This is a genomic window from Bacillus sp. 166amftsu (assembly GCF_900107445.1).
GTDB lineage: Bacteria > Bacillota > Bacilli > Bacillales > Bacillaceae_G > Bacillus_A > Bacillus_A arachidis.
Genome location: NZ_FNQA01000013.1, coordinates 65,899 through 91,300, shown reverse-complemented (window position 1 = coordinate 91,300; position 25,402 = coordinate 65,899). Strand labels below are relative to the sequence as shown.

The window sequence follows — 25,402 nt, the reverse complement described above, 5'->3', positions numbered from 1 at the left end:
TTATCCGGTATTAGCCCCGGTTTCCCGGAGTTATCCCAGTCTTATGGGCAGGTTACCCACGTGTTACTCACCCGTCCGCCGCTAACTTCATAAGAGCAAGCTCTTAATCGGTTCGCTCGACTTGCATGTATTAGGCACGCCGCCAGCGTTCATCCTGAGCCAGGATCAAACTCTCCAATAAAGTTAGTTTGTCTAGCATCTAAAATAAAAATTGACGTTTCACGTTGTTTGTTTCGTTCAGTTTTCAAAGAACTCGTTTGTCGCTCATTTGCGACTTCCTCATGTTAACATCTTTGTATTTCGATGTCAACTAAGTTTTTCAATTTCTTTTTCGCTTCCTGCTGTTTCGCATCAGCGACGGTTATTAATATATCATGCAGGTTATATACGGTCAATACTTTTTATAAAAAAATTTCACATCCCGCTTATCTCTTTTCCTTTTCATCTTTTTACTGACCGCCACTTCTTTTAAACGAAAAATTCAAAATTGTATGTTATATTATTGCTATAGGAGCGTGATGGGAATGGGGATTAAATATTCGAACAAGATCAATAAAATTCGGACTTTCGCATTAAGTTTAGTATTTATTGGACTCTTCATTGCATACTTAGGTGTATTTTTCCGGGAAAATATTATTATTATGACCATTCTTATGATGGTTGGCTTTTTCGCAGTTATCGCTAGCACCGTCGTTTACTTTTGGATTGGTATGTTATCTACAAAAACTGTGCAAATCATGTGCCCAAGTTGTAACAAACCTACAAAAATGCTCGGACGAGTAGATGCATGTATGCACTGCAATCAACCCTTAACGCTTGATCGTACTCTAGAAGGAAAAGAGTTTGATGAGAAGTACAATAAAAAGAACTACAAGGCATAAAATGGGTGCATATAATGAAAAAAGAGGCCGACGTAACCGTCAGTCTCTTTTTTCATTATATATTACGCCTTATGACACTCTGGACATACGCCATAAATCTCTAGACGATGACTATTAATAACGAAGCCTGTTGCTTGTGCAGCTTCATCTTCAAGTTTTTCCAAACCTCCATAAGGAAAATCAACAATCTTACCACACTTTTCACAAATCACATGGTAATGCTGACTTGTAACATAATCAAATCTACTTGAAGCGTCTCCATAAGTTAGTTCCTTTACAAGCCCTACCTCTTTAAATACACGTAAATTATTATAGACAGTTGCAACACTCATATTCGGAAACTTACCTTCTAGCGCTTTATAAATTTCATCCGCTGTTGGGTGCGTCATAGATTCCACAAGGTACTCTAAAATAGCATGACGCTGTGGAGTAATGCGTACACCCGTATTTTTCAGCATTTCTAGCGCTTCTTTTAATTCTTCTTTGACCACCGTCATGCACCCCGATTCTATACGGATTATTATTTTATAATTCTTATAAAGAGTGTACTCCTTTTCTTGTCAATCGTCAATATTTCAACTGTAACTATGTGGTTTATTTTTCACCTAACCTTATTTTTATGTATGTTTGTCCATCCTTTATACATTCACATAGAAAAAAGTGCGAAATAATCGCACTTGGAATACTATCTTCTGAGGAGGTATGCCCTACTCTTTTAATGTATGAGGCATTAGCAAAAGTGTATAGACACATGCCTCACAGCACTTACACCATAATAATTTTTTCAGTTCCTTCTTATACAAAACCTTAATTTAAATAAGAAAGGATGTCCTCAATATGCCCTTTCACTTTTACTTTGCGCCACTCTTTTACAAGTTCACCATTTTTATTGATAAGAAACGTAGATCTTTCGATTCCCATGTACTCTTTTCCAAAATTCTTTTTCAGCTTCCATACAGCATATAACTCTGCCACTTTATGATCTTCATCCACTAAAAGTAAGAATGGCAAATCATGTTTTTCAATAAATTTCAAATGTCTATTTGCTGGGTCTGGACTTACCCCCAGTATAATTGTATCTTTTTCTTGAAACAACCCGTATGCGTCACGGAAATCGCATGCCTCTGTTGTACATCCTGGTGTCATATCTTTCGGATAAAAATATAATACTACATTTTTGCCGTGAAAATCAGATAGTTTAATCTGTTCTCCATTACTTCCTTCTAGTGTAAAATCCGGTGCCATTTCTCCTACTGCGACCATCTTTATCACTCCTTGTCTTTTCCTTCTACTATAACAAATGTTATCTTATTTTTCATTGTCGATCACGGTTCGAACTACGAATGCAAACGGCAAAGTATATCCAATCAGCGCTTCAACAATTGCAATCCAGCGCCCAATTCCAATAGGGGTTACATCACCATATCCAACTGATAATAAAGTAACCGCACTAAAATATAAGCATACTTCTACCAGCTGGAAAGAATGAACATTTAAACTTTTCCCGTCTTCTCTTAAGACGGAAAATCCACTTTCCTCTAATACAACATAACTTAATCCAAATGCGATAAGTACTGTTGTATAAATTAGAAATAATACAGTCAGATTATACAAAGAAAAGAAACGCTTCGAATCTGGGTATGAGCTCCATAATATTTGAATACTTCTTAACACAGCCATTGCTGCAATGAATAAAATAAGTCCCCATAACATGTCCTCCACCTCATCTTATATGTATGAGGACAATACATAATTTATCCCATGGAAACCGATAATCCTCTATTTAGTTCCCGGCACCACGGTATCTTTTCACACCTTGATTCCAAAGTGTGATTGCAATCGCAAAACAAATCACACCAACAAATGGTGTCGCAAACGCATAACTATTCCATTCTGTCTTTCTAAGAAAATACGCCGCTGGATACACACCCACAAATGCAAATGGCAATACAAACGTTAACACAAATCGAATCACACGATTATAAATATTTACAGGATATCGCCCATAATTCCCAATGTTATACATAAGCGGCATAATAGAGCTTTTCGCATCTGACCAAAAGCCAATACTTGCAAGCGTTACAAATATCCCACCATACACAAGAGCACCTCCTGTTACCATGAACAAGAACAAAAAGTAATCATACCAATAAAAGGATAAATGCAGCTCTACTGCCCCATATCCCATTACAATGATCCCAGTAACTGCACCAATTAAAGACTCCAGTTCCATTCGCTCTAATATAATTTGGAATAAACTATGAATCGGTCTTGTTAAAACACGATCCATTTCTCCCTTAATAATGTAACGATCATTAAAATCCCATATATTAAAGAAAGCAGAAAAGATAGCAAACGGTACTAAGAAAAAGCCATAAATAAAGATAACTTCTTCTCGGTTCCATCCTTTTAACGCTTGTGTATGTCCGAAAACAACAAGAATAAAAATTAAATTAACAGCTTGTAATAGTAAATCAGATAATAATCCAACAATAAAATCACCACGATACTCGAGTTTCGTTTTTATATATTGGCTTGCATATTGCAAAAACAGTTTTATATACAGCATCCCATCATCCCCCTTGTACAATTAGGCGTTTTCTCGCCGTTTTCCACATCAGCACAATTGGAACAATAAGTACAACTGCCCAAATCATTTGAAATAATAAAGCCTGATACAACTTACTTCCCTGTATTCCCTCAGAGAAAATCATACTCGGAATATAACTGATTGCTTGAAATGGTAAAAATACCATTGCTTTTTGTGCCCATAAAGGATAAAAGCTAATGGGTAGTAATAAACCTGAAAATAAATCGATAACCACACGTTTTGCATACATAATCCCACTATTATTAAATAAGAAAAAAGTAAGCATGCCTGTCATTAAATTAATTTGCGTATTAATAATAAAACTGAATATTAACGATAGGAAAAACCACAGCCAGGTTTGAAAATTTGTTGTAATTTGCAATGAGAATAACAGTGTAACAATAATCATGCCGGGAATAGAAAAGAAGGCAAAACGGAAGATTCCCTCTCCAAGACCTTGCATAACTTTCATTCCTAAATAATTGTATGGACGAATTAATTCAACAGCTACACGTCCCTCTTGAATTTCCATCGCAATTTCTCTGTCAATGTTATTAAAGTAAAAAGCTCGAGCCATCCATGCAATAGCAATATAGGTTGTCATCTGAGAAATTGATAAGCTTTCAATATTCTCTTTCCCACTGTAGATGGCTTGCCATAAAAAATAATATGCTCCGATATTAATTGTATAAATTAAAATTCCACTATAGTAATTCGTTCGGTAAGCAAGCATCATTAAAAAACGAATCCGAATCATTTCAATATACTTACCCATGAATCATACCCTCTTCATAAATATTACGGATAATTTCTTCTGTCGACACTTCATTAATTTTCAAATCTTTAATTTGAAAAGCTTGGACCACTTTGGAAATGAGCATAGAAATTACAACTTCTTCATTCGGTATTTTCGCAATCCATGTATATTCTTCTTTCCCCTGCGACCAAACTACATGATCATCAGGCATTAGCGCTGATAATTGTTGATATGAAACAGGTGCAGTAAATTGAAAATGTATCTCTTTTTCTGCTCCCCACTGCGAACGAAGTTTTTCTAATGATCCATCATACATAATGCTTCCTTCATCCAGCATAATCACACGTTCACATAAAGCTTCAATGTCAGTAATATCATGCGTCGTTAATAAAATTGTTGTTTTATAACGTTCATTCATTTCCTTTAAAAACTCACGGATTTTTAACTTTACAAGAACATCTAGTCCAATGGTTGGCTCGTCTAAAAATAAAAGCGGTGGATTATGAATTAATGCCGCTGCTAATTCACAACGCATTCTTTGACCAAGCGATAACTTTCTTACTGGCTTATCTAACAAAGGCCCAATATCCAACGTTTCAATAACGTGCTCCATATGTTCATTATATTGCGCGTCCGATACACCATACACTTTCTTTAATAAACGAAATGATTCTTGTACTGCAATATCCCACCAAAGTTGCGAACGTTGACCAAATACAACACCAATTGTTCTTACAAATTCTTCTCGCTGTTTATGTGGGTTCATACCATTTACTATAATCTGACCAGACGTCGGTGTTAAAATTCCAGTTAACATTTTAATAGTGGTAGATTTACCCGCGCCATTCTCACCGATATAACCAACCATTTCTCCTTGTTTTACAGTAAAGGAAACATCATTAACTGCTGGTACGATTTTATAATTACGATTTAATAAATCGCGAAATGCACCTTTTAAACCAGAACGACTTGAATACGCTGTAAATTCTTTGCGTAATCCTTGTACTTCAATTACCGATTTCATAATCGGCCCCTCCCTTCCTCGATACCACAACGAATAGTTTACCCAACTCCCATTCCTATCACAAACAATACGTCTTTTTGAAAAACATGTTAGAATAATACATAGATTTTTGTAAGGAGATGAATTGTAGTGAAATTCACAAAATCAGAAGCATTACATAAAGAAGCGTTAGAACATATCGTTGGTGGTGTTAACAGTCCTTCTCGTTCTTTTAAAGCAGTTGGTGGTGGGGCACCTGTTGCAATGGAACGCGGAAAGGGTGCTTATTTTTGGGATGTAGATGGTAACAAATATATCGATTATTTAGCAGCATACGGTCCGATCATTACAGGTCACGCCCATCCTCACGTAACAGAAGCAATCAAAATCGCAGCTGAAAATGGTGTATTATACGGAACACCAACAGCTCTAGAAGTAAAATTTGCGAAAATGTTAAAAGAAGCAATGCCAGCTTTAGATAAAGTTCGTTTCGTAAACTCTGGTACGGAATCTGTTATGACAACAATTCGCGTAGCTCGTGCTTATACAGGTCGTACAAAAATTATGAAATTTGCTGGTTGCTACCACGGTCATTCAGACTTAGTTCTTGTAGCAGCTGGTTCTGGCCCTTCTACTCTTGGTACTCCTGATTCTGCTGGTGTACCACAAAGCATTGCACAGGAAGTTATTACCGTTCCATTTAATAACGTGGAAACATTAAAAGAGGCACTAGATAAATGGGGACATGAAGTAGCAGCTATTCTTGTAGAACCAATCGTTGGGAATTTCGGAATTGTAGAGCCTAAACCTGGCTTCCTAGAAAAAGTAAATGAGCTTGTCCACGAAGCTGGCGCACTTGTTATTTATGATGAAGTAATCACAGCTTTCCGCTTTATGTACGGCGGTGCCCAAGATTTACTTGGCGTAACACCGGATTTAACAGCACTTGGTAAAGTAATCGGCGGCGGTCTTCCAATTGGCGCATATGGTGGTAAGAAGGAAATTATGGAACAAGTTGCACCGCTCGGTCCTGCTTACCAAGCTGGTACAATGGCTGGAAATCCAGCTTCTATGGCGGCTGGTATCGCATGCCTAGAAGTACTAAAACAAGAAGGTGTATACGAAAAACTAGATGAGCTTGGAGCAATGCTTGAAAAAGGTATTTTAGAACAAGCTACAAAACATAATATCGATATTACAGTAAACCGTCTAAAAGGCGCATTAACTGTTTACTTCACAACAGATACAATTGAAGACTATGACGCTGCTCAAAATACAGATGGAGAAATGTTCGGCAAATTCTTCAAACTTATGCTTAATGAAGGAATTAACTTAGCTCCATCTAAATATGAAGCATGGTTCTTAACAACAGAACATACAAAAGAGGATATCGAATATACAGTCGAAGCTGTCGGCAAGGCATTTGCTGCCTTAGCAAACGCATAAAAAATACACATTCAAAAGAAAAAAATAGAGGATGCCCTCTATTTTTTTCTTTTTTCTATTTCATAAATCGCACATCAATAGTATAATTATTCATAATTATCTGTTTTATTTCGAATTTTATATTCATTTGTTGTCTATAAGGCAATATATGCCTTTTAAAAATCAGATTATTCACAACTTCACAACAGAGGGGGGATTGACGGATGCCTAACAATACAAATAAATGGTCACCGTCTTTATTTCGAGATTACGTAAATGCAGAACACGATGCGTGTGGAATCGTTTCCGTTATGGAAAAACATAATGTGCCAACAAAAGAAAACATCGATCTGTGTATACAATCACTTGTAAAAATGAATCATCGCGCTGGCTTTATTAATGGTGAAGGCGATGGTATTGGCGTTCATATCGACTTACCGAAAGCCCTTTGGAAAGAAAAATTAAAAAATAGCGGATATAATCCAGCGATTGTGGATCATCCCCACTTTATCGTTGGACATTTTTTTCTAAACAAAAAAGAAGATCCTACACTCTTAAAAAACAGTATTCATAATAAATTAAACAAGAAAAATCTCACTGTTATTTTCGAAAGTGATGATGTGATAAACTCTGATGCCCTTGGTCCTCTTGGTAAACAAGAAGAACCTTTATTTTGGCAAATTGCCATTCTTTCAGAAACACCAACTGAAGACATCAATCAAGTACTATTCGCTTTAACGATCGATATAGAGAAAAATACAGCAATTCATGTTGCATCGTTAAGCCACGACCATGTTGTGTATAAAGTTCTTGGTGCTGGCGATACACTTGTTGCCTATTATGACGATTTGCAACATCCACTTATTGCATCAACGATGACCCTTGGACATAATCGCTATTCTACAAATACATTATCTAATTTTTTTCGCGTACAACCATTTAGCATCCTTGGGCATAATGGTGAAATTAATACAATTTCCAAGTTACGTGATCAAGCCGAAATGATTGATGTACCACTTACTGCTGGAGGCAGTGATTCTCAAGATTTAAACCGCACCTTAGAAACTCTTCTCGTTCGCTACAACTACAGTCTATTTGAAGCAATGGATATATTATTTCCACCAATTATTAATGAGATTAAATTATACGAGCCACATATGCAAGATTTATATACGTATATTCGTGAAGCATGGGGACATTTCGCCCAAGGACCAGCCGGCATTATTTCACGTTATAAAGATGAAGCCGTTTTTAGTGTAGATTCACTTGGTTTAAGACCTGTTTGGAAAGTTGAAACAGAAAGTTCCTATGTCTTTTCTTCCGAACCAGGTGTTGTATCACCATCTGAATACGTAGCAGAACCAAAGTCACTTGCCCCTGGAGAAAAAGTAGGTTTAAAGTGGAACTCCCAAGGTGACCTTATTCTCTACGAATATGAAACATATCAAGAAGAAGTATATAAACGAATGAAACAACACATTCATTTTTCAGATTATCATTTCAACTTATCTACTCCAGCTGTGGAAAAAATTGAAGGGTTATCTAACCTTTCTCAAGTTGAAACAGAGCAATATGTAGCTTTTGGATGGGATCGTGAACATATCCAACTTCTTGAGCAGATGGCAACAAAAGGCGTTGAACCAATTCGTTCACTCGGACATGATGCCCCTCTAGCTGCACTTGATCCAGACAGACGAAACATCGCTGATTTTATAAAAGAGAGTGTTGCTGTTGTTACAAACCCAGCGATCGACCGTGACAGGGAGGTTGAACACTTCTCTACACGTACAGTACTGGGGAAGCGGCCTAGCTTATTTAGCGGTGGACAACAAACCTTTGTTACTGAACTTTTGTCACCAATTATAATAGAAGGCGCTTTAGCACAATCTGTATCAGAAGATTTAGAAATCACCTCATATGAACAATTGATACATCTATTTGCAACTCATAGCACAGTCTACAAGTTATCCGTTACCTTTCCAGCATCGGAAACTTTACATGATGCATTAAATCGAATTAGCGCCGAAGCTACAGCTGCTATCAAAAAAGGAGCTTCACTATTATTACTTGATGATGCAAAAGCTCATCAAAATGAACAATTATGGATTGATCCACATTTAGTTACAGCTAAAGTACACCAAGAACTTACTGAACATAAATTACGACGCAAATGCTCCATTGTTGTAAGATCCGGTGCTCTTCGTTCTTTACATGACATTGTTACACTATATGGATTAGGTGCTGATGTTATTAATCCATATTTAATGTTTGCAACCGTAAACGATGGGACAACGATACCAATTTCTAATTTATATAAAGCGCTAAACAAAGGACTTGAAAAAGTGATTTCAACTATCGGCATTCATGAACTGCGCGGTTATGGCCGTCTCTTCTCTTCAATTGGTTTACACGAAGAAATTGCAAACATACTGCAAATTACAAACTTTTTAGGATCACGTACTGTAGCGTTTTCACTTGAATCTTTAGCAGAAGATGCGAAAGTCCGGGCACTTGATTATAACAATCCAAAAGTTAGAATGCGAAAAACATTTCATGTATTCCCTCGCATTTGGAAAACAATTGGTGATGTCGCAAAAGGGAATGCTTACGATAATTATCGTGAGAAATTAGCGGAAGTAGAAGATAAGAACCCAATTGCAATTCGCCATCTTATCCAAATGAAAGCAGCGGAGCAACCAGTGTCAACTGAGCACGTTTCAATTAGCGTAAAAAATCATGACTTACCATTTATTATTAGTTCCATGTCATTTGGCTCTCAAAATGAAATTGCATTCCGCGCCTATGCAGAAGCAGCAGACCGTCTCAATATGATTAGTTTAAACGGTGAAGGCGGCGAAATTAAAGATATGATTGGTAAATATCCACATACACGTGGTCAACAAATTGCGTCAGGACGTTTTGGTGTGAATGCCGAACTGTTAAACTCATCAAATTTAATTGAGATTAAGATTGGGCAAGGAGCAAAACCTGGTGAGGGTGGACATTTGCCGGGTTCAAAAGTAACTTCCAAAATTGCAGAAGCACGTAACGCAACAATTGGTTCAGACTTAATTTCTCCGTCCAATAATCATGATATTTACTCGATTGAAGACTTGGCGCAAATTATTACGGAAATTAAGACAGCCAATCAACTTGCAAAAGTCGCTGTCAAAGTTCCAGTTGTCCCTAACATTGGAACAATCGCTGTAGGAATCGCAAAGGCTGGTGCTGATTTTATTAATATTAGCGGATTTGATGGCGGCACGGGTGCTGCACGTATTCATGCCCTTCAGCATGTAGGCCTTCCAGTTGAAATTGGAGTAAAAGCTGCTCATAACGCTCTATTAGAAGCAAATATGAGACAGAACGTAGAAATTTGGGCAGATGGTGGTATTCGGAGTGTAAACGATGCACTAAAAGTTATGCTTCTTGGTGCAAACCGTATTGGCTTCGGTACTTTATCCATGATTGCAATTGGCTGTACAACGTGCCGGGGCTGTCACTTAGATACTTGTCATGTTGGTATTGCAACACAAATTGAATCAGAAGCACAAGCAAAAGAACATGGACTACGCCGTTTTGTTCCACGTCAATTGGAAAAAGCTGTAGAAGGTTTATTACACCTATTTACTACTTTCGGAACAGAACTTAAACGTTTAACAAGTGAGCTCGGCTATACGAACTTACAAGAAATTGTTGGTCGTTCTGATTTACTAGAACAAACGCGAGGAATAGAACTATTAGACTTACAACATTTATTACAAACATTGGAAAGTACGTCTCACACGATAACAGACAGAGTACAGCAACAAGATTATGTAACAACTGACTCTTCCCAATCAAAAGAGCTAGTTGGTGTTGGGGTAGATCAACGTGTAATGGGTGGTCTGGAATCATGCTACCGCGTTCGCAGTAAATTATATGACAATCATACGCTTGAACCAATTACATTAAAATATACAAATGGCTCTGTTCCTGGAAACGGGTTAGGTGCCTACAATAGTGAAAACTTATTTATCCATGTAAATGGAGGGGCGCAAGATGGCATCGGAAAAACATCATTCGGTGGCGGCATTTATATTACAAAAGCAAAAGGAAAAGATGGAGCATATTATAACGGTTCTGTCGGAAAAGGATTTGGATACGGTGCACAAAAAGGAACTTTATATGTGCAAGGTAACGCCGATGCACGTGCTGGCATCCGCTTATCTGGAGCGGATATGATTATCGGTGGGAGAATCACAAAACCAATTCGAGAAAAAGAACATGGGAATCTTGGCGTTCATGCAAATATTAAAGGCTTCGCTTTTGAATATATGACAAATGGTCGCGCTCTCGTTCTTGGCGATCCTGGTCCATGGATTTGTGCAGGCATGACCGGTGGTGTCGTTTATTTACGCCATCAGCCTAAACTCGGTTTAACAGAATCTGCTTTGCGAAGAAGAATCGCAAAAGGAGCAAACGTAACATTACGTCCACTTAGCAAAAATGGAGAAACAGACATTACAGAATTATTATTAGACTACATTCGCGTATTAAATGAGCATGAACAATATGAAGAAGTTGCTCTCTTAACACCGTTATTAGATAACATTCAGCTTCACTTTTATGAAATCATTCCGAAAAAAGAACAAGCAGATCCATCTATTTCAACTGAATGATACAATTTCAATTACATTCGTTTAAAACCGATGAGGTGAGTATTCCGTAGTATCTATAATCATTTAAAAGCCTGCTAAATTTCAGCGGGCTTTTTTCACTAAAGTGCAGATTCAAAAGGAAGGATACATAACTTACCCTACTAGCGAAGCAACGAAGAAATGCGAAGGCTATTTTTACTCAGATTTTTGAATATGACTAAAATATCACTAAAATATCACTTGCTAACATATTGTAATGAATGTATAGTATCATGTTGTACATTCATTATGACAAGAGAGAAAGGATATTAAGTAGGGTATGAAACTTGGTGCTCGCATTTTAAAAACGGGTATTGCCATTACATTAGCTTTATTTGCTTGTACTTTGCTCCAACTACCGAGTCCCGTATTCGCGGGAATTTCAGCAATTTTTGCTGTCCAACCATCTGTATACCGTTCGTATTTGACAGCACTGGAACAAATTCAAGCAAACGTAATTGGTGCAGTATTCGCTATCGGATTTGCATTTACTTTTGGACACAATCCTTTTATCATTGGATTAACTTGTATATTAGTTATTGCGATTACACTACAATTACGTTTAGAAAATACAATATCCATTGCTTTAGTAACGGTTATTGCTATTATGGAATATCAAGGAGCAAACTTCTTTGATTTCGCCTTGCTTCGCTTTGCAACTATTATGGTCGGGATTATTGCAGCTTCACTTGTAAACTTAATCTTTATGCCACCAAAATACGAAACAAAACTATATCATCGCATCGTTGATGATACAGAAGAAATTGTAAAATGGATTCGTATGAATAGCAGGCAAGCTTCTGATTTTACAACACTAAAAACAGATATTGATCGTATGAAAGAAAAAATGATTAAATTAAATCATTACTACTTGCTTTACAAAGAAGAAAGAAGCTATACGAAAAAAGTACAATTTGCAAAAATTCGTAAGCTCGTTTTATTTAGACAAATGTTAGCAACAACCAGCCGTGCATTAAGTACACTAAAAGCATTACATCGCACGGAAAATGAATTGAGGTATATGCCTGAGTCATTTCAGGAATCCATTCAAAATGAATTAGATTCATTAACACACTATCATGAACAAGTTTTGTTAAAATTTATCGGTAAAGCAAAAAAACAACAGTCTGTTGAAATGCTTGATGAAGTAGAAACTGGTAAGCAAGAATTAATTGATATATTTATGGACTATCAAAATAAGGATGATGAAGAATCGTATAAAATATGGTTACATCTCTTCCCTCTTATTTCTTCCATTATCAATTACAGTGAAGAAGTTGAGCATCTTGATTTACTTGTAGATAGTTTTTATACGTATCACAAACCAGAGAATGAACTACAAATCGATGAAAAAAAAGATGATGAATAAAGAAACAGCCCATTTATTTCGAATGGGCTGTTTCTTCTATATGTTGAATTTGATATAAATTATAATAAAATCCTCGTTTTTGCATTAATTGTTCATGAGAACCTTTTTCTTTTATTTCACCATCTTCGATATATATAATTGTATCCACGTGTGTAATGGTAGCTAACCTATGAGCAATAATAATTGTTGTACGATCCGCAGCTAATATTTGAAGCGCCTCTTGAATATACCTTTCATTCTCTAAGTCTAAAGCCGAAGTTGCTTCGTCTAATATAAGTAAAGAAGGATTCTTTAAAAACACACGCGCTATCGCTACACGCTGCCTTTGCCCACCAGACAATTTTACGCCTCTCTCTCCAACAACTGTATCGTAGCCGTCTGGTAATTTCATAATGAAATTGTGAATCTGTGCTGCTTTTGCAGCCGCAATGACTTCCTCTTTCGTTGCTTTTGGATTTCCATATAAAATATTAGATTGAATCGTATCACTAAATAACAAATTATCTTGTAAGACAATACCAATATGACTACGTAAATTTCTTACATTATAATCTTTCACATTCACACCATCTACATAAATTGCACCACTAGAAACATCATAAAATCTTGGAATTAAGCTAGCTAGGGATGACTTTCCACCTCCACTCGCTCCAACAAGAGCGATTTTTTCTCCAGGACGAATTGAGAAAGAAAGATGGTGTAGTACATCTTTTTCATCAGTATTATACCGAAACGAAACTTGATCAAATACAATTTCACCAAAAAGCTTTTTTTGTTCAAGCGCATTTGGCGTATTTACAATATCATACTTTTCGTCTAAAAGTTCAAATACCCGATCCATTGATGCAAATGATTGTGTGAGTGTTGTAGAAGAGTTAACAAGGCGGCGTAACGGACTATATAAGCTATCCATATAGCCAATAAAAGCAACCATCGTTCCAAGTGTTAAGGAACCTTGAATCACTTCATACGCCGCAAACGCAATAACAAGTAATGGTCCCAAATCCGTTAACGTATTCACCGCAGAAAATGTTCGCGCTGTCCAGCTTGTATGTGTTAATGCTTTAGTTAAAAAATCATTATTTTTCTTATCAAACTGTCCCTTTTCATACTCTTCTAACGCAAAACTACGCGTCACTTGCATCCCTTGAATACGCTCATGTAAGTAACCTTGCATCGTTGCCAATGCTTGTGAGCGCTCCCTCGTCAATTTACGAAGACGCCCAAAAAAATATTTCACCGCAACTGCATAAATTGGCAAAATTAACAATGCAACGAGCGTTAATTTTATATTCATAGAAAACATAACTACGATTGCAATAAAAATCGTAGCTGTATCAAGCCAGACGTTCATAAGCCCTGTAATAACAAAATCCTTCGTTTGCTCTACATCATGGATCACACGCGAAATAATTTCACCTGTTTTTGTATTTGAATAGTAACGTAAACTCAACTTTTGCAGATGCCCAAAAATATGTTTTCGTAAGTCATAAAGTACCGTATTACCAATACGTTGCGCAAAGTATTGACGATAATATTCAACAGGTGGTCTCAGTACACCAAAAATGAAAAAGGCAATCCCGATTGCCGTTATCAATTGGGATGTTTTTTCACTAAGTGATCCACCACCTTGAATGACATCATCAATAATATACTTTAATAACCACGGCATAATAAGCGGAATACCAAACTTAATGAGTCCAATAATAATTGTAATCGTAATAAGCCACCGATATGGTTTTACAAATTGTAAATATCTTTTTATTCCCTGCATGTAATCCCCCCTCAATAGGACAAACCTGCCGGGAAAATCCCTGCAGGTTTGTTCTAATCTCTATACATTAAATACCGCTCATACCACATGTCTACAAAATCTGGCGCAAAAGGTCCTTTTCTTTGATGAATCCACTGCGTTAAATACTCTACGTTTCTCTTTAGAATTGTATCAATGACTGGAGGGTAGTTCATAATCTGACTATGTTTTTCATACTCATCTTCATCTAAAAGTGTATATGTCATATCTGGATACACCTTAATATCCAAATCATAATCAATATACTTTAATGCTTCAGAATCATATGCAAATGGAGAACTTAAATTACAATAGTAGTATACTCCCTCTTCTCTTAACATACCGATTACATTAAACCAATAATTTGAATGAAAATAACAGATTGCAGGTTCACGCGTAATCCATGTCCGACCATCTGATTCGGTTACTACAGTCCGATCATTTGCACCAATTACAAGACTTTGTGTACCTTTTAAAATTGTAGTCTCTTCCCACATTCTATGAATGGAGCCATTATGTTTATAACTATGTATTTGTACTTTTTCTCCTTCTTTGGGAAATCCCATACGTGCTCCCTTCTTTCACTGTGAACGCTCTTCTAAAGTTGTCTTAACTCTTATCGTTCCTGTTAAAAACGTATTGAGCCGAATTCACTTTTTTTCTATTATAACTTTTTTGTCAAAATTTTAAAACTAAACCGATACAATCCAACTTTCGTAAGCGCCAATGAATTGCTCTTCATTGGCAAATCAGGATGTACCAAAAAGCCCTTTTTCATGAATTTAAAAAGGACTTCTCCATCTAAAATATTAGAACACGTCACTTCTTTAGTTAGAAATTATTTTTTCAGCTTCAAAAGAATGAATCACTTCATTTGTTTGTCGCTCAAATTTTTCATGCAAAAGCTTCAAAGCTTCTTCCGTTTTGTGTATTTCTTGACGAATAAAATGTAAATCTTTTTTATCATACGTATCCTGCTCATTTGTTTCGATCTGTTGGTACTTCTCTAAATGCGCTTGTAATTTCAATAACTCATCCATTGTCTGTAACTGCTCTCCTACTAACTTATCAAATGAATTCATTATTTCCCCCCTGTTTCAAATAAATTCTCACTATCTATTAATACGGGATATATCTCTATTAACTATTTTCTAATTTCCCAACTCCTTCTCCTTTGACTACATTTGTTGACTTATTAGAAGTTATGTCGCCTCTCTCAACAAAATTCTCAAAGCAATCGATTTGAATAGTATGAGACCTTCACTAGTAACAAAACTTTGTCTTTCGTCACTACACTGCAAATAAAGAAAACACTTCTCTTGAATCGAGAAGTGTTTTTCTTTGTTATTGATTCGTGCTAGAAGATTGTGATTTTTTCGCTGCTGATTTTGCGTTTTGTTGTTTTACTGCTTGTACATCCGTATCAGTAGCAAACTCTGTACCGTAGCTAGCATTTGCACTTTGAACGCCAGCACTAGAAGCCTGTGCTTTTTTTGCTTCTGATTGCGCATTTTGTTGCTTTACTGCTTGTACGTTTGTCTCAGTTGCGAACTCTGTACCATAGCTAGCATTTGTACTTTGAATACTAGCACCAGAAGTTGCTTTGTTATAACCTTGTTGTTTTTTACTCATCTTTCTCACCTCCACAACCAATAATGTAACCAACCCTTCTAAAAGATATCCGTAAAATTATTTTTTTATTGGCGCATATATCTTCCTTGGCTCATTCAAACTACATATGATGGAGGTGTACACATGTACGTTGGACGCGATATGACGGAACTATCTATGATTTCGAAAGAAAAATGGAAACAAGATGAATTGGCTTATTTTCACCATTCCTTGCAACAAATCATGCCTTATTTAAATGTAGAAGGCCAAACGATTTATAAAGAAATCATAAAAGAAATTCAATCACGAGGCGGTCTTCAAAAAAACGAGGCGGATTGGACACACGGTACAAAAATTTCTTATGATTAAAAAACGTGTTCCCTAACTCGGGAACACGCTCCATCTCCACCCCTTTTTACCTGTTGTAAAAGACCAAACGGGTGAAGTTACTCGACCGCCATATCGATCTTCAGCTTTTATATACCAGTGATACGTCGTATTTTCCTTTAAGTTCTCCCATTTTACTTTTGCGTTGCGCCAATTTGCCACAAAATCATCTTTACCAATTACTTCATTCGTGTATACGTTTACTTCTACATAGTCTGTTGCAACTTGTTTTATCGCAGGTTTTAAATCAACGTCTAATTCAAATTCATCTTTTCCTGGATACTCTTCTGGTTTATAAAAATTATATTCATTTAAATATGGAGAATACGTTTTGACATACATTTTGTTCGCAGTTGTATCAAATTGTAAAAGTCGCATATATCCTTGTCCACCCTCTGGTCCTCCTTGATAATCCGCCAGCATTTGATATACTTTACGATCTGCGATGCCGTCTCCATTATCATCAATTTCATCAACTAGTGTCTCACTATCATGATAATGTCCACTTAACACAGCTAACACATTTTTATTTGGTTTAACTACCTCATTATAAATTTTATCGCCGATTGGACTACGATTACCTGATACAAGTAAATATTCATGGAATGATAAAATCGCTTTTCGATTCGGATATTTCTGTAACACTTCCTTCATCCATTGAATATCTTCATCTGTGACGCCCCATCCCATATACAGCATAATAAAGTCGTTTCCCTTTGCTGAAATCAAATCATAGTGTCCACGGTTATTCTTATAACTTTCACCGTAAAATGGCTTATCTTTAAAACGCCAGTCTCCAAAATATTTCGAGTATGCTGTATAGTCTTCGTCTTTATGATTTACATCATGATTTCCAGCCAACACACCATATGGTACTTTCGCATTCTCAAGCACTTTCATATATTCATCTGCACGCTGCCATTGAAATTCTTGATATGATTTATCAACAAGGTCTCCCGTATGGAATACATATTTAATATTTAATGGATCTTTTTGTGCAGCAATCCAGTCAACCTGACTTTTGTAAATATAGGGATAACTTTCAGAGTAATACTGTGTATCCGACATCCAGACAAATGTGTAATCAAACTTGTTTGGCGAACTTGGGATTTGGTCTTGCACAATTACACTTACTTTTTGATCTTTTACATATTCTTTCGCTATTACAGCACCTTTTAATTCAAAGTCCTTATCCCCAGCAATTTTCGATGTAAGTTCTGTCCACTTATTTGTCATGTAGTTCCAAGCATACATCGTAACTTTTCTTCCTTCTAGAGAATGTCCATACCATTTTATTTCTACCGTATCATCATTTTTCACATCATCTGCAACAGTTACGTCAAAGCGATGATATGGAAATTTCTCTGTTGATTCCGTTGTATAATATTCCCCATCTTTTTTACTAACTTTACTTAACTTCTCTTGATCGAAACTTTTCTCACCATTTACAGCAAAAGCTTGTGGTGGTTCTTGTTCTATCGAATTTTCGGTAATTTTCATATGTTCCGTATCATTCGGCTTATACGCATATCCCTTATAAAATGTTGCTTTCATTGCATCGTTTGTTGGATCGGTTACTTTTGCTTCAAGTGTCGGACTCGTACTCACATTTTCCTCTCCGTCTTTAGGTGCAATCGGAGTAGGGTCGGTTGGATTTTCTGCCCAAGTTTCAAACATAACTGTTTTTTCTTGACGATTTCCCACTTGATCCTCCGCCTCCATATGCAGCTCATGCTTTCCTGCTGCTAATTTCCCAGAGGACGTTTCATATGGAGTTTCAATCTCTTTCCCATCTAAAATCACTTTTTTACTCTTTATTCCTGCTATATCATCTGTAACTGTTACATCAATTGGAATTTTCCCTTTATATTTCTTATTCTGTATTGTAGTAGAAATCTGTGGCGGTGTATTATCAACTTTTACATTCGCAACAGTTTCTTTATTCACACCATCTTGCACTGCAATTCGATGTTTCCCGTCCTTCACTTGCTTTGTATCCCATAAGTACGCATTCGAAATAAATTTTTCTTCTGGAACTTTGAATTCAAACGTAAATACTGGTGTTGATGTATCTCCATCACCAACTGATAACTCCTGAGTTGGATTTGCAAAGTTCGGATCATATAAAGTCGTTCCATCTGCTAATACAAGGCGAACATTTTTTAAATAAAAATCATCTTTGTTCTCTTGAACTCGATCATCAAATGGAGACGTTTTTGTGCCAGAGCGAATATCAATTTTGAACGGTTCATTATATTTAATTTTTGATTGATCAATTTTTACAGTTAATGTGACATAGTCACTATACGTATCGTCAAATACACGCAATACGTCCTTCCCAATCGTAACCGCGTTTTTAAAATACAAATCAGTTTGTTTTACATCGAAAGCAAAATAGGCAGGCTTCTCTAAAGCGCGATATGTATTCGTCTCTACTTTCTGTCCATCCACCAAAAGAGAAAGTTGTTCAGATCCAACCGACGATGAAGTTCCTTTTAATAAGACTTGCTTTGCAACTACCTCATCATCTTTTACATTAAGACGAAGAGGGCCTTTATCTTTCTCACCATCTATTTGCACTGAGTACATATCACTTTTTACCACATTTAAGCCATCAGAGGCTTCCAAGTAATATGTTATTTTCTCTTTTCCAATTAGTTCAGGTGAGTAAACGGTATAATGATATTGTTTATCTACATGATTCTCTACTAAATTTTCTACTTTATATTCTGCATTAGAATTCATTTTGTAATATAGTTTCACACTTTTTACTTGTTCGTTATCAAGAACAGAAAAACTCAATTTATGATCTTGAAATTCAGAAATTAGCCCTTCTGCCGGTTTATGTGAAATTGTCGGGGGAATTGCATCTGCCTTCAAAGCAACCCGCTCAGTCGGTACTTGCCCTTCGAATACAGTTCCAGGAGATGCATTATGCTCTGCACTACTAATCTTTTGCATAATTTGTGAGCCATCTTGAGGATAGCGATATAAAATCCCCTTATTCGCTTTCACATCAGCTTGGTTTGCTTGATCATTGTAATAAGCAGCTGCTATTTCTTTCCCCGTCTTTGTTGCAACGACAATGCCACGGGCACTTCCATTCGCCATTCCATTTGAATATACTCTAACAATATTTTTATTTTCTACTAAGTTCGCTCCAAATTGTTTATTAAAATCGGCTACATTCTTCTCATTATTTTCACCATTTATAACCCAAAATACGAGAGACTGCCCCGATGGAATTACAACATCATCGGGAGTGGATCCCCAAATGAGATCCCCCTCTGGTCCTTCAGATGGATAACGATATCGAATTGTATAATCCTTAAAATTAAGATCCTGCTCGCTATTGTTATACACTTCAATAAATTCATATCCATCTGCTTTCCCAACATTCGTCGTATCTGGCGTCACTTCGGTAATCAAAAATGGCGATGCGCTTTGCGGATCTATTTTTTTATGTTCTACTTTTGTTTCATAGGATTTTTCAATTGTTTCTTGATTCCCTTGCACGACAATTTTATAGAATAATGAGTTCCCCCATAGCTCTTTTTGAGGAATTGTCACCTTATAAATATCACTATTTCCTTCTTTGTTCATCTGCAATTTTTTGTGTGTTAATTTGCCATCTTGAGTATACAAAACAGCTACATTTTCCCCACCTTTAATCGTTGCAGTAATAGTTAAATCTTCCGCCTCTGTATGAGTAGGTGATGCCGTATGCTCAATCGTAACGCCAACTTGATCTGTTTGTTTTACTGGCTCTAACGGTACTTGAAATGGTATTTGCACACCAGGTGTTCCTTTTTCAAACAAACCTACTTTTTGCATTCCAACACTTTCGGGCTTGTATGTATAAGTAACACTCTGCCCAACCTTTACATCCGATTTCTCATATGTTGCAGATGATAAAACTGTTCCATACTGATCAACCAATTGAATGGTTCTTCCAGCGCTATTAGACATTCCGTCTGATTCAATTTGAAGCACTTGTTCTTCCGTTATATTTCCACCGTATGCTTGAATAAAATCTTGTTTTGATAACTCTACATTTCCTTCATTTTTAATCCAAAACACTTTCGTTTCTTTTGATGGGATTGTCGCATTTTCTGTAAAATGCCAATCTTCACTTCCTGCTTCTGAGTACTTATAAATAAGTTTATAGTCTTTCAGTTGCATTGCTTCACTTGAATTATTGTATATCTCTATAAATTCATATCCATCTTTCCCATTCACATTTATCGTATCTGGCATGAGCTCAGTAATCATAACTGTCCCATTTTTGGTGTAATCTTCAGTTTGATGTTCAATAGTACTCTTAAATTGTTCTTTTTCTGGAAATGTGATCATTTTCCCATCCTGTTCAATCTCAAACCAATATGTAAACGTATCAGACCAAACATCTAGATTTGGAACAACAGTAGAATACAAATTATTCTCACCTTTGTTCATTTCCAGTTTTTTCATTAACAAACCGTTAGCACTACGATATACTAGGTTTACTTTTGCTGCATCGTATACACTTGCTAACTGAAGTTCAATCGGTAAATCTTCATGTGCATTAATTTTCGTTTTAGGTACATGCGCTGTTTCTTGTAACAGCTTTTCTTTTTGTGTGGGTTGCTTTTCTATCGTTTCTTTAGAGTTAGGTTGTGTAGGTTCTGTAGGTGCAGCTTTCGGTGGTACTGGCTCTAGTTGTTTTGGATCTGACTGAACTGCCTTTTTTTGTGGAGATTCTGTAGATGCTGGTTCTTTTCCCTGCGATTGGAATGTAGTATAAGTTCCTGGCGATGGTATTTCATTTTTTATTTCTTTCTTTGTTTCATTCCAAAAAGAATGAATGGATATATCCTTATTCTCTTTTCTTGTCTCAATGACATCTACCGTTTTATTTGTCTCATTCGTTACTTCAATTCTAATTTGTTCATCACTTAAATCCTCAGTAGCAAACAAAACTTGATCTTCTTTTATTTCTGTCTTATAACGCTCATTAATCTTATTAACTGTATTATTTCCAAATAAGATTAACTTCGTTTCTTTTGGTTGTACAGATTGCTTTTCATTTTCATCTTTAAATTTTAGCACTTTTCCATTGACCTTCAGTTGAACATTCCTCATGTCCATAACTTTCTCTGATGAGTTATACAATTCGATATAGCGTAGATCATCTGTATAATGCACTTCTGAAATGAGAACTTGCTGATTTTGTTCCTTCTCCTCAGCAAAAGTGATATAGCCTGACCCAGCTACTGTTTGAAGCAAAAAGGTCGCTATAACTGCTGAACTGATTACTTTTTTTAGCATTTCCTATCCCCCTTTAAATTTTTTCATTACAACTTCCATTGTATTTGTCATTTGTTAAGGGGATATGAAATATTTGTAAGTAATTGTTATGTTTATGTCGAAAAAACTTCAACCATTAAGGTTGAAGTTTTTCCACACATTCTTCATAAATCGTACGATGCGATTTAGAAAAAGGTAATTTCTCAAATTCTTCTTTAGATACAACTTTTAATGTATCTGTTTCTTTAATAGTACTTGTTACTTTTCCATAAAATACAAATACATCCCATGTACGATGTGTGAACGTATGTTGGACATTCATTGCATATTCATCAATGGAAATAGATAAGGCAAATTGTTCCCTCATGTAATCAATGAGTTGTTGTTTTTGATTCCGAATCCCGCCATTGATTTCAACATTCGGAAATTCCCACATGTTCGCAAGTAATCCTGTACTTGGTCTTTTGTTAATTACATAATTTCCATCCTCTGTTTGCAATACCCCCGCAACAAGTGGTACCATTTTAGGAGCTTTCGCCTTACTTTTGACTGGCAACTCTTTCTGTACACCTTCTGCATAACCACGACAGTGTTCCCGAACTGGACAAAGTAAACAAGCTGGATTTTTTGGAATACAAATGAGCGCACCTAACTCCATTAATCCTTGATTAAAATAGGATGGATTTTCCTTTGAAATAATTTCACGTACAATTTCTTCAAATACTTTTCGTGTCTTAGGTTTCGCAATATCATCCCAAACCGATAATATACGGGATAAAACGCGCATTACATTCCCATCTACAGCTGGCTCTGGTATACCGTATGCAATACTTAAAATCGCACCTTTTGTGTATGGACCAACGCCTTTTAATTTTTCAATTTTCTTTACATCACTTGGTACTTTCCCGCCATATACTTCCTTTACTTCCTTAACTGCTGCATGTAAATTGCGAGCTCTAGAATAATAACCGAGGCCTTCCCATGCTTTTAATACCTTTTCATCCTCTGCCGATGCCAATGCTTCTAATGTCGGGAACTTTCTCATAAAATTTGCGTAATATGGTTTTACAGCTTCTACTCTTGTTTGTTGCAGCATAATCTCAGAAACCCACACACGATACGGATCTTTATTTTTACGCCACGGTAAGTCACGCTGTTCTTTCTCAAACCAACTAATTAAATCATGTTGAAACTTCTCTATGTTAAAATTATCTAATATTTCAAGTGTCAAACTTGATCCCCCTCATTTTTTTGCATATACGTACTATTATAAAGATTTTAGGAAAAAATTTAAGTAAGATGATATAGGAAATTGAAGGCAAATGCCTTGAGATATCGAATAAAAAGAGTTACATTAATAAAAAACGGAGGTGTGTTTTCATGGACACAGCCACTCACCTTGTTATGGGCGTCACATTAGGTGGTTTAGCAACGTTAGATCCGGCCATTAGCCAGAGTGATTTCGGACCACAAGCTGTTATGCTTGCAACGATTGCCGGTTCCAATATTCCTGATATTGATACCGTCTTAAAATTACGTAATAACGCAAAATATATACGAAACCATCGTGGAATTACTCATTCCATTCCTGCTGTTATTATTTGGTCTTTCCTTATAAGTGGAATTGCCTTTACCTTCTTTACAGAAGCTCCATATATCCATCTACTACTTTGGTCATTTATTGCCGTCTTTCTTCATGTGTTTGTTGATATTTTTAATGCTTATGGTACACAAGCATTACGGCCTTTCACAAAAAAGTGGGTTGCATTAGGTGTAATTAATACATTCGATGCCGTAATCTTCTTTATCCACATACTCGCTATCGCCTGCATGCTCGTCGGCTCACATAAAGGATATACTGCTTTAGCTGCATATGTTTTAATGTTTGTCTACTATATTGGTCGGATTGTAATGAGACAAAATATCAAAAGTGTCGTTTACAAACGATTTGAAAATGTAGAGGAAGTCATCATTTCTCCTTCCTATCGTTTTTATCATTATCATTTGGCAATTACTACAAGAGACAAATACTATGTCGCGCGTTGGCACCGCGGCCATATTATGGTACATGATAAATTTAATCGTATTCCACTTCCAGATAATAAAATTATGCAGGCTGCACAAAAAGATGAAAACATTTCTGCTTTTTTATCTTTTTCACCTGTATATCGCTGGGATATTTTTGATTACGACAACTATTATGAAGTGCGTTTTATCGATTTACGGTACCGTAGTAAAGACTATTACCCATTCGTTGCAATCGTCCAACTGGATCAAAATTTAAACATCATTAATTCCTACACTGGATGGATTTTTAGTGAAGAAAAACTTCGTAAAAAATTAGAATTGATTCCGCATTAAAAAAAGCGACCAACTTCGGTCGCTTTTTTTAATGCTTTAAATGATCATCTTGATTAATCAAATGACTGTATTTCGGATTATTCGTACGAATTTCATGAAGACGTTCGCCATGATTATTAATCCATGCTCTTACAATTTGTTCCGTCATTTCTTCACCTTGATAACGACCAGACTTTGCATACGTGACTTGGAAGTCCTCCCACAATAGCTCAATCCATGCGCGTGCCTGAGAATAAGACAGAAAGCTATTTTTTTCAAGTAATTCTTTTGTTAATACTTCATATTTATCATTCATTATTTATTTCTCCTTTAATTAATTTCCTACTTTCCCCTGCAGCCTCACTGCCACAGCAAAATTATAAATAAAAGCATACACTCATTCATGAACTTCTCCCATCGCCAACAGAAGTTTCATTTTATGTTCAAGCATAATTTTCTCTATTTTGCACATTCTATTAACGATACTTCTTAACAAGTATCATTAATAATGAGGGGGCGTTCTTCTTGGGTAGACAAGCTGAATTTTGGTCTGAATCAAAAAACAACAGCAAAATCGATGGTCCAACGAAAGCAAAAGCTCGTTTTGCTTCGAAAAGACCTAATGGCACAATTAACACGCACCCACAAGAGCGTATGCGTGCCGCAAATCATCAGGAAGAGTAAAAACAATAGTAATTTCTAAAGAGTTATTGCAATTAACTTCCTATATGAGGTGATAAAGATGAGCTACCGTAATCATTTAGATCGTCGTTCTGAATTATTCAACCCTACCTGGGCGCGTCCGAAACATGCAAAAGCGCAAGTAAACGGACAAACGCAACAAACCCAGTCTCTCATTATTTTAGCGAATGAAATGAGAAAACGCCAAATTTAAATGCCTATCTCCTTTAACAACTACCAAAAATGAAAACCAGAGCAGCCAAGGCTCTCTGGTTTTTTATCTCTCTTGTAATAGCGAAATAGGAATACCAATCTCCTCTGTGTCATTTTGTTTACGTCCCCAAGCAAATACTCCATTGAAATACGTAATCGTAAATAATACCCCCGGTTCCTCTATCAGTTCATACGTTTCGCCAATCTGAAATGCGTTTATATCTAGCATGTAAGCACGAGCCATTGCTATTTTTCTCATTAATACATCAAACTCATTTACTATACCCAGTTGTTCTGCCTTCACAGCCTTTTCTTTTAAAATGCCAATTTCCTCTCTTAGCTCATGTTTTGTCATTTCACTATAGCGTTTTGGCACATTCATCATATT

At 36.2% G+C, this 25,402-nt stretch carries 22 protein-coding genes and 1 rRNA gene; 8 read left to right on the top strand and 15 right to left on the bottom strand.

Annotated features, from left to right (window positions below; genetic code table 11):
• A 16S ribosomal RNA gene (locus BLV40_RS21365) occupies positions 1–181 on the bottom strand; the annotation flags it as partial.
• A 343-nt stretch (positions 182–524) separates the two neighbouring features.
• On the opposite strand from BLV40_RS21365, the gene BLV40_RS21355 reads away from it, so the two are divergent.
• On the top strand, positions 525–881 hold the full coding sequence (locus BLV40_RS21355) for a YgzB family protein (protein WP_026592541.1): 357 nt from the start codon (positions 525–527) through the stop codon (positions 879–881).
• 62 nt (positions 882–943) lie between these two features.
• Here the strand turns inward: BLV40_RS21355 and perR are convergent, their stop codons facing one another.
• From perR to BLV40_RS21325, 6 genes are all read right to left on the bottom strand, one after another.
• A complete protein-coding gene (perR, locus tag BLV40_RS21350) occupies positions 944–1,372 on the bottom strand; it encodes a peroxide-responsive transcriptional repressor PerR (protein ID WP_170833688.1) in 429 nt (142 codons plus the stop codon).
• Between the two features lie 316 nt (positions 1,373–1,688).
• Positions 1,689–2,144, bottom strand: coding sequence for a thioredoxin-dependent thiol peroxidase (gene bcp / locus BLV40_RS21345; RefSeq protein ID WP_026592539.1), 456 nt, complete (start codon positions 2,142–2,144; stop codon positions 1,689–1,691).
• A 45-nt stretch (positions 2,145–2,189) separates the two neighbouring features.
• Positions 2,190–2,594 carry a potassium channel family protein gene (locus BLV40_RS21340; protein WP_026592538.1) on the bottom strand — a complete coding sequence of 135 codons (405 nt, stop codon included), beginning with the start codon at positions 2,592–2,594 and terminating at the stop codon, positions 2,190–2,192.
• A 70-nt stretch (positions 2,595–2,664) separates the two neighbouring features.
• The gene (locus tag BLV40_RS21335; protein WP_090693687.1) at positions 2,665–3,450 is read right to left on the bottom strand and encodes an ABC transporter permease; all 786 of its coding nucleotides are present in this window, start codon (positions 3,448–3,450) and stop codon (positions 2,665–2,667) included.
• A gap of 4 nt (positions 3,451–3,454) precedes the next feature.
• The gene (locus tag BLV40_RS21330; protein ID WP_026592536.1) at positions 3,455–4,246 is read right to left on the bottom strand and encodes an ABC transporter permease; all 792 of its coding nucleotides are present in this window, start codon (positions 4,244–4,246) and stop codon (positions 3,455–3,457) included.
• Complete coding sequence (locus tag BLV40_RS21325) at positions 4,239–5,252, bottom strand: ABC transporter ATP-binding protein (protein ID WP_026592535.1); 1,014 nt, start codon at positions 5,250–5,252, stop codon at positions 4,239–4,241. The genes BLV40_RS21330 and BLV40_RS21325 overlap by 8 nt, the downstream gene beginning before the upstream one ends.
• Positions 5,253–5,381: 129 nt before the next feature.
• Between BLV40_RS21325 and hemL the strand changes: the two genes are divergently transcribed.
• From hemL to BLV40_RS21310, 3 genes are all read left to right on the top strand, one after another.
• Positions 5,382–6,677: a glutamate-1-semialdehyde-2,1-aminomutase gene (hemL, locus tag BLV40_RS21320; protein ID WP_139265591.1), complete on the top strand. Its 1,296-nt coding sequence runs from the start codon at positions 5,382–5,384 to the stop codon at positions 6,675–6,677.
• A 203-nt stretch (positions 6,678–6,880) separates the two neighbouring features.
• On the top strand, positions 6,881–11,317 hold the full coding sequence (locus BLV40_RS21315; protein WP_090693679.1) for a glutamate synthase-related protein: 4,437 nt from the start codon (positions 6,881–6,883) through the stop codon (positions 11,315–11,317).
• A 298-nt stretch (positions 11,318–11,615) separates the two neighbouring features.
• The gene (locus tag BLV40_RS21310; RefSeq protein WP_090693676.1) at positions 11,616–12,704 is read left to right on the top strand and encodes an aromatic acid exporter family protein; all 1,089 of its coding nucleotides are present in this window, start codon (positions 11,616–11,618) and stop codon (positions 12,702–12,704) included.
• Positions 12,705–12,717: 13 nt separating this feature from the next.
• Here BLV40_RS21310 and BLV40_RS21305 read toward each other — a convergent pair whose 3' ends face one another.
• From BLV40_RS21305 to BLV40_RS21290, 4 genes are all read right to left on the bottom strand, one after another.
• Positions 12,718–14,478, bottom strand: coding sequence for an ABC transporter ATP-binding protein (locus BLV40_RS21305; RefSeq protein ID WP_090693674.1), 1,761 nt, complete (start codon positions 14,476–14,478; stop codon positions 12,718–12,720).
• Positions 14,479–14,531: 53 nt separating this feature from the next.
• Entirely contained in the window at positions 14,532–15,062 is a 531-nt protein-coding gene (locus BLV40_RS21300; protein ID WP_026592530.1) for a nucleoside tri-diphosphate phosphatase, read from the bottom strand.
• Between the two features lie 261 nt (positions 15,063–15,323).
• A complete protein-coding gene (locus BLV40_RS21295) occupies positions 15,324–15,578 on the bottom strand; it encodes a YgaB family protein (protein WP_026592529.1) in 255 nt (84 codons plus the stop codon).
• 262 nt (positions 15,579–15,840) lie between these two features.
• The gene (locus tag BLV40_RS21290; protein WP_090693670.1) at positions 15,841–16,128 is read right to left on the bottom strand and encodes a gamma-type small acid-soluble spore protein; all 288 of its coding nucleotides are present in this window, start codon (positions 16,126–16,128) and stop codon (positions 15,841–15,843) included.
• A gap of 123 nt (positions 16,129–16,251) precedes the next feature.
• Between BLV40_RS21290 and BLV40_RS21285 the strand changes: the two genes are divergently transcribed.
• Positions 16,252–16,476, top strand: coding sequence for a hypothetical protein (locus BLV40_RS21285; RefSeq protein ID WP_090693666.1), 225 nt, complete (start codon positions 16,252–16,254; stop codon positions 16,474–16,476).
• Between the two features lie 12 nt (positions 16,477–16,488).
• Here BLV40_RS21285 and BLV40_RS21280 read toward each other — a convergent pair whose 3' ends face one another.
• A complete protein-coding gene (locus BLV40_RS21280) occupies positions 16,489–21,801 on the bottom strand; it encodes a lamin tail domain-containing metallophosphoesterase family protein (protein ID WP_090693663.1) in 5,313 nt (1,770 codons plus the stop codon).
• 115 nt (positions 21,802–21,916) lie between these two features.
• Positions 21,917–23,011, bottom strand: a complete 1,095-nt coding sequence (gene mutY / locus BLV40_RS21275; RefSeq protein WP_090693659.1) for an A/G-specific adenine glycosylase — start codon at positions 23,009–23,011, stop codon at positions 21,917–21,919.
• Positions 23,012–23,160: 149 nt separating this feature from the next.
• Between mutY and BLV40_RS21270 the strand changes: the two genes are divergently transcribed.
• Positions 23,161–24,141 carry a metal-dependent hydrolase gene (locus BLV40_RS21270; RefSeq protein ID WP_090693656.1) on the top strand — a complete coding sequence of 327 codons (981 nt, stop codon included), beginning with the start codon at positions 23,161–23,163 and terminating at the stop codon, positions 24,139–24,141.
• A 28-nt stretch (positions 24,142–24,169) separates the two neighbouring features.
• Here BLV40_RS21270 and BLV40_RS21265 read toward each other — a convergent pair whose 3' ends face one another.
• Positions 24,170–24,436, bottom strand: a complete 267-nt coding sequence (locus tag BLV40_RS21265; protein ID WP_090693653.1) for a YfhJ family protein — start codon at positions 24,434–24,436, stop codon at positions 24,170–24,172.
• 209 nt (positions 24,437–24,645) lie between these two features.
• Between BLV40_RS21265 and BLV40_RS21260 the strand changes: the two genes are divergently transcribed.
• Both BLV40_RS21260 and BLV40_RS21255 read left to right on the top strand, forming a co-directional pair.
• On the top strand, positions 24,646–24,804 hold the full coding sequence (locus BLV40_RS21260) for a small, acid-soluble spore protein K (protein WP_018767248.1): 159 nt from the start codon (positions 24,646–24,648) through the stop codon (positions 24,802–24,804).
• A gap of 58 nt (positions 24,805–24,862) precedes the next feature.
• On the top strand, positions 24,863–25,015 hold the full coding sequence (locus BLV40_RS21255; RefSeq protein WP_000122139.1) for a YpzG family protein: 153 nt from the start codon (positions 24,863–24,865) through the stop codon (positions 25,013–25,015).
• Between the two features lie 63 nt (positions 25,016–25,078).
• Here BLV40_RS21255 and BLV40_RS21250 read toward each other — a convergent pair whose 3' ends face one another.
• On the bottom strand, positions 25,079–25,396 hold the full coding sequence (locus tag BLV40_RS21250; RefSeq protein ID WP_090693694.1) for a YfhH family protein: 318 nt from the start codon (positions 25,394–25,396) through the stop codon (positions 25,079–25,081).
• Positions 25,397–25,402 lie beyond the last annotated feature (6 nt).

Excerpts from the sequence above, each read along its gene's own strand:
- BLV40_RS21355 (WP_026592541.1), top strand. The coding sequence starts at position 525 with ATGGGGATTAAATATTCGAACAAGATCAATAAAATTCGGACTTTCGCA.
- bcp (WP_026592539.1), bottom strand. The coding sequence starts at position 2,144 with ATGGTCGCAGTAGGAGAAATGGCACCGGATTTTACACTAGAAGGAAGT.
- BLV40_RS21340 (WP_026592538.1), bottom strand. The coding sequence starts at position 2,594 with ATGTTATGGGGACTTATTTTATTCATTGCAGCAATGGCTGTGTTAAGA.
- BLV40_RS21335 (WP_090693687.1), bottom strand. The coding sequence starts at position 3,450 with ATGCTGTATATAAAACTGTTTTTGCAATATGCAAGCCAATATATAAAA.
- BLV40_RS21330 (WP_026592536.1), bottom strand. The coding sequence starts at position 4,246 with ATGGGTAAGTATATTGAAATGATTCGGATTCGTTTTTTAATGATGCTT.
- BLV40_RS21325 (WP_026592535.1), bottom strand. The coding sequence starts at position 5,252 with ATGAAATCGGTAATTGAAGTACAAGGATTACGCAAAGAATTTACAGCG.
- BLV40_RS21315 (WP_090693679.1), top strand. The coding sequence starts at position 6,881 with ATGCCTAACAATACAAATAAATGGTCACCGTCTTTATTTCGAGATTAC.
- BLV40_RS21310 (WP_090693676.1), top strand. The coding sequence starts at position 11,616 with ATGAAACTTGGTGCTCGCATTTTAAAAACGGGTATTGCCATTACATTA.
- BLV40_RS21305 (WP_090693674.1), bottom strand. The coding sequence starts at position 14,478 with ATGCAGGGAATAAAAAGATATTTACAATTTGTAAAACCATATCGGTGG.
- BLV40_RS21300 (WP_026592530.1), bottom strand. The coding sequence starts at position 15,062 with ATGGGATTTCCCAAAGAAGGAGAAAAAGTACAAATACATAGTTATAAA.
- BLV40_RS21295 (WP_026592529.1), bottom strand. The coding sequence starts at position 15,578 with ATGAATTCATTTGATAAGTTAGTAGGAGAGCAGTTACAGACAATGGAT.
- BLV40_RS21290 (WP_090693670.1), bottom strand. The coding sequence starts at position 16,128 with ATGAGTAAAAAACAACAAGGTTATAACAAAGCAACTTCTGGTGCTAGT.
- BLV40_RS21285 (WP_090693666.1), top strand. The coding sequence starts at position 16,252 with ATGTACGTTGGACGCGATATGACGGAACTATCTATGATTTCGAAAGAA.
- BLV40_RS21280 (WP_090693663.1), bottom strand. The coding sequence starts at position 21,801 with ATGCTAAAAAAAGTAATCAGTTCAGCAGTTATAGCGACCTTTTTGCTT.
- BLV40_RS21270 (WP_090693656.1), top strand. The coding sequence starts at position 23,161 with ATGGACACAGCCACTCACCTTGTTATGGGCGTCACATTAGGTGGTTTA.
- BLV40_RS21265 (WP_090693653.1), bottom strand. The coding sequence starts at position 24,436 with ATGAATGATAAATATGAAGTATTAACAAAAGAATTACTTGAAAAAAAT.
- BLV40_RS21255 (WP_000122139.1), top strand. The coding sequence starts at position 24,863 with ATGAGCTACCGTAATCATTTAGATCGTCGTTCTGAATTATTCAACCCT.
- BLV40_RS21250 (WP_090693694.1), bottom strand. The coding sequence starts at position 25,396 with ATGAATGTGCCAAAACGCTATAGTGAAATGACAAAACATGAGCTAAGA.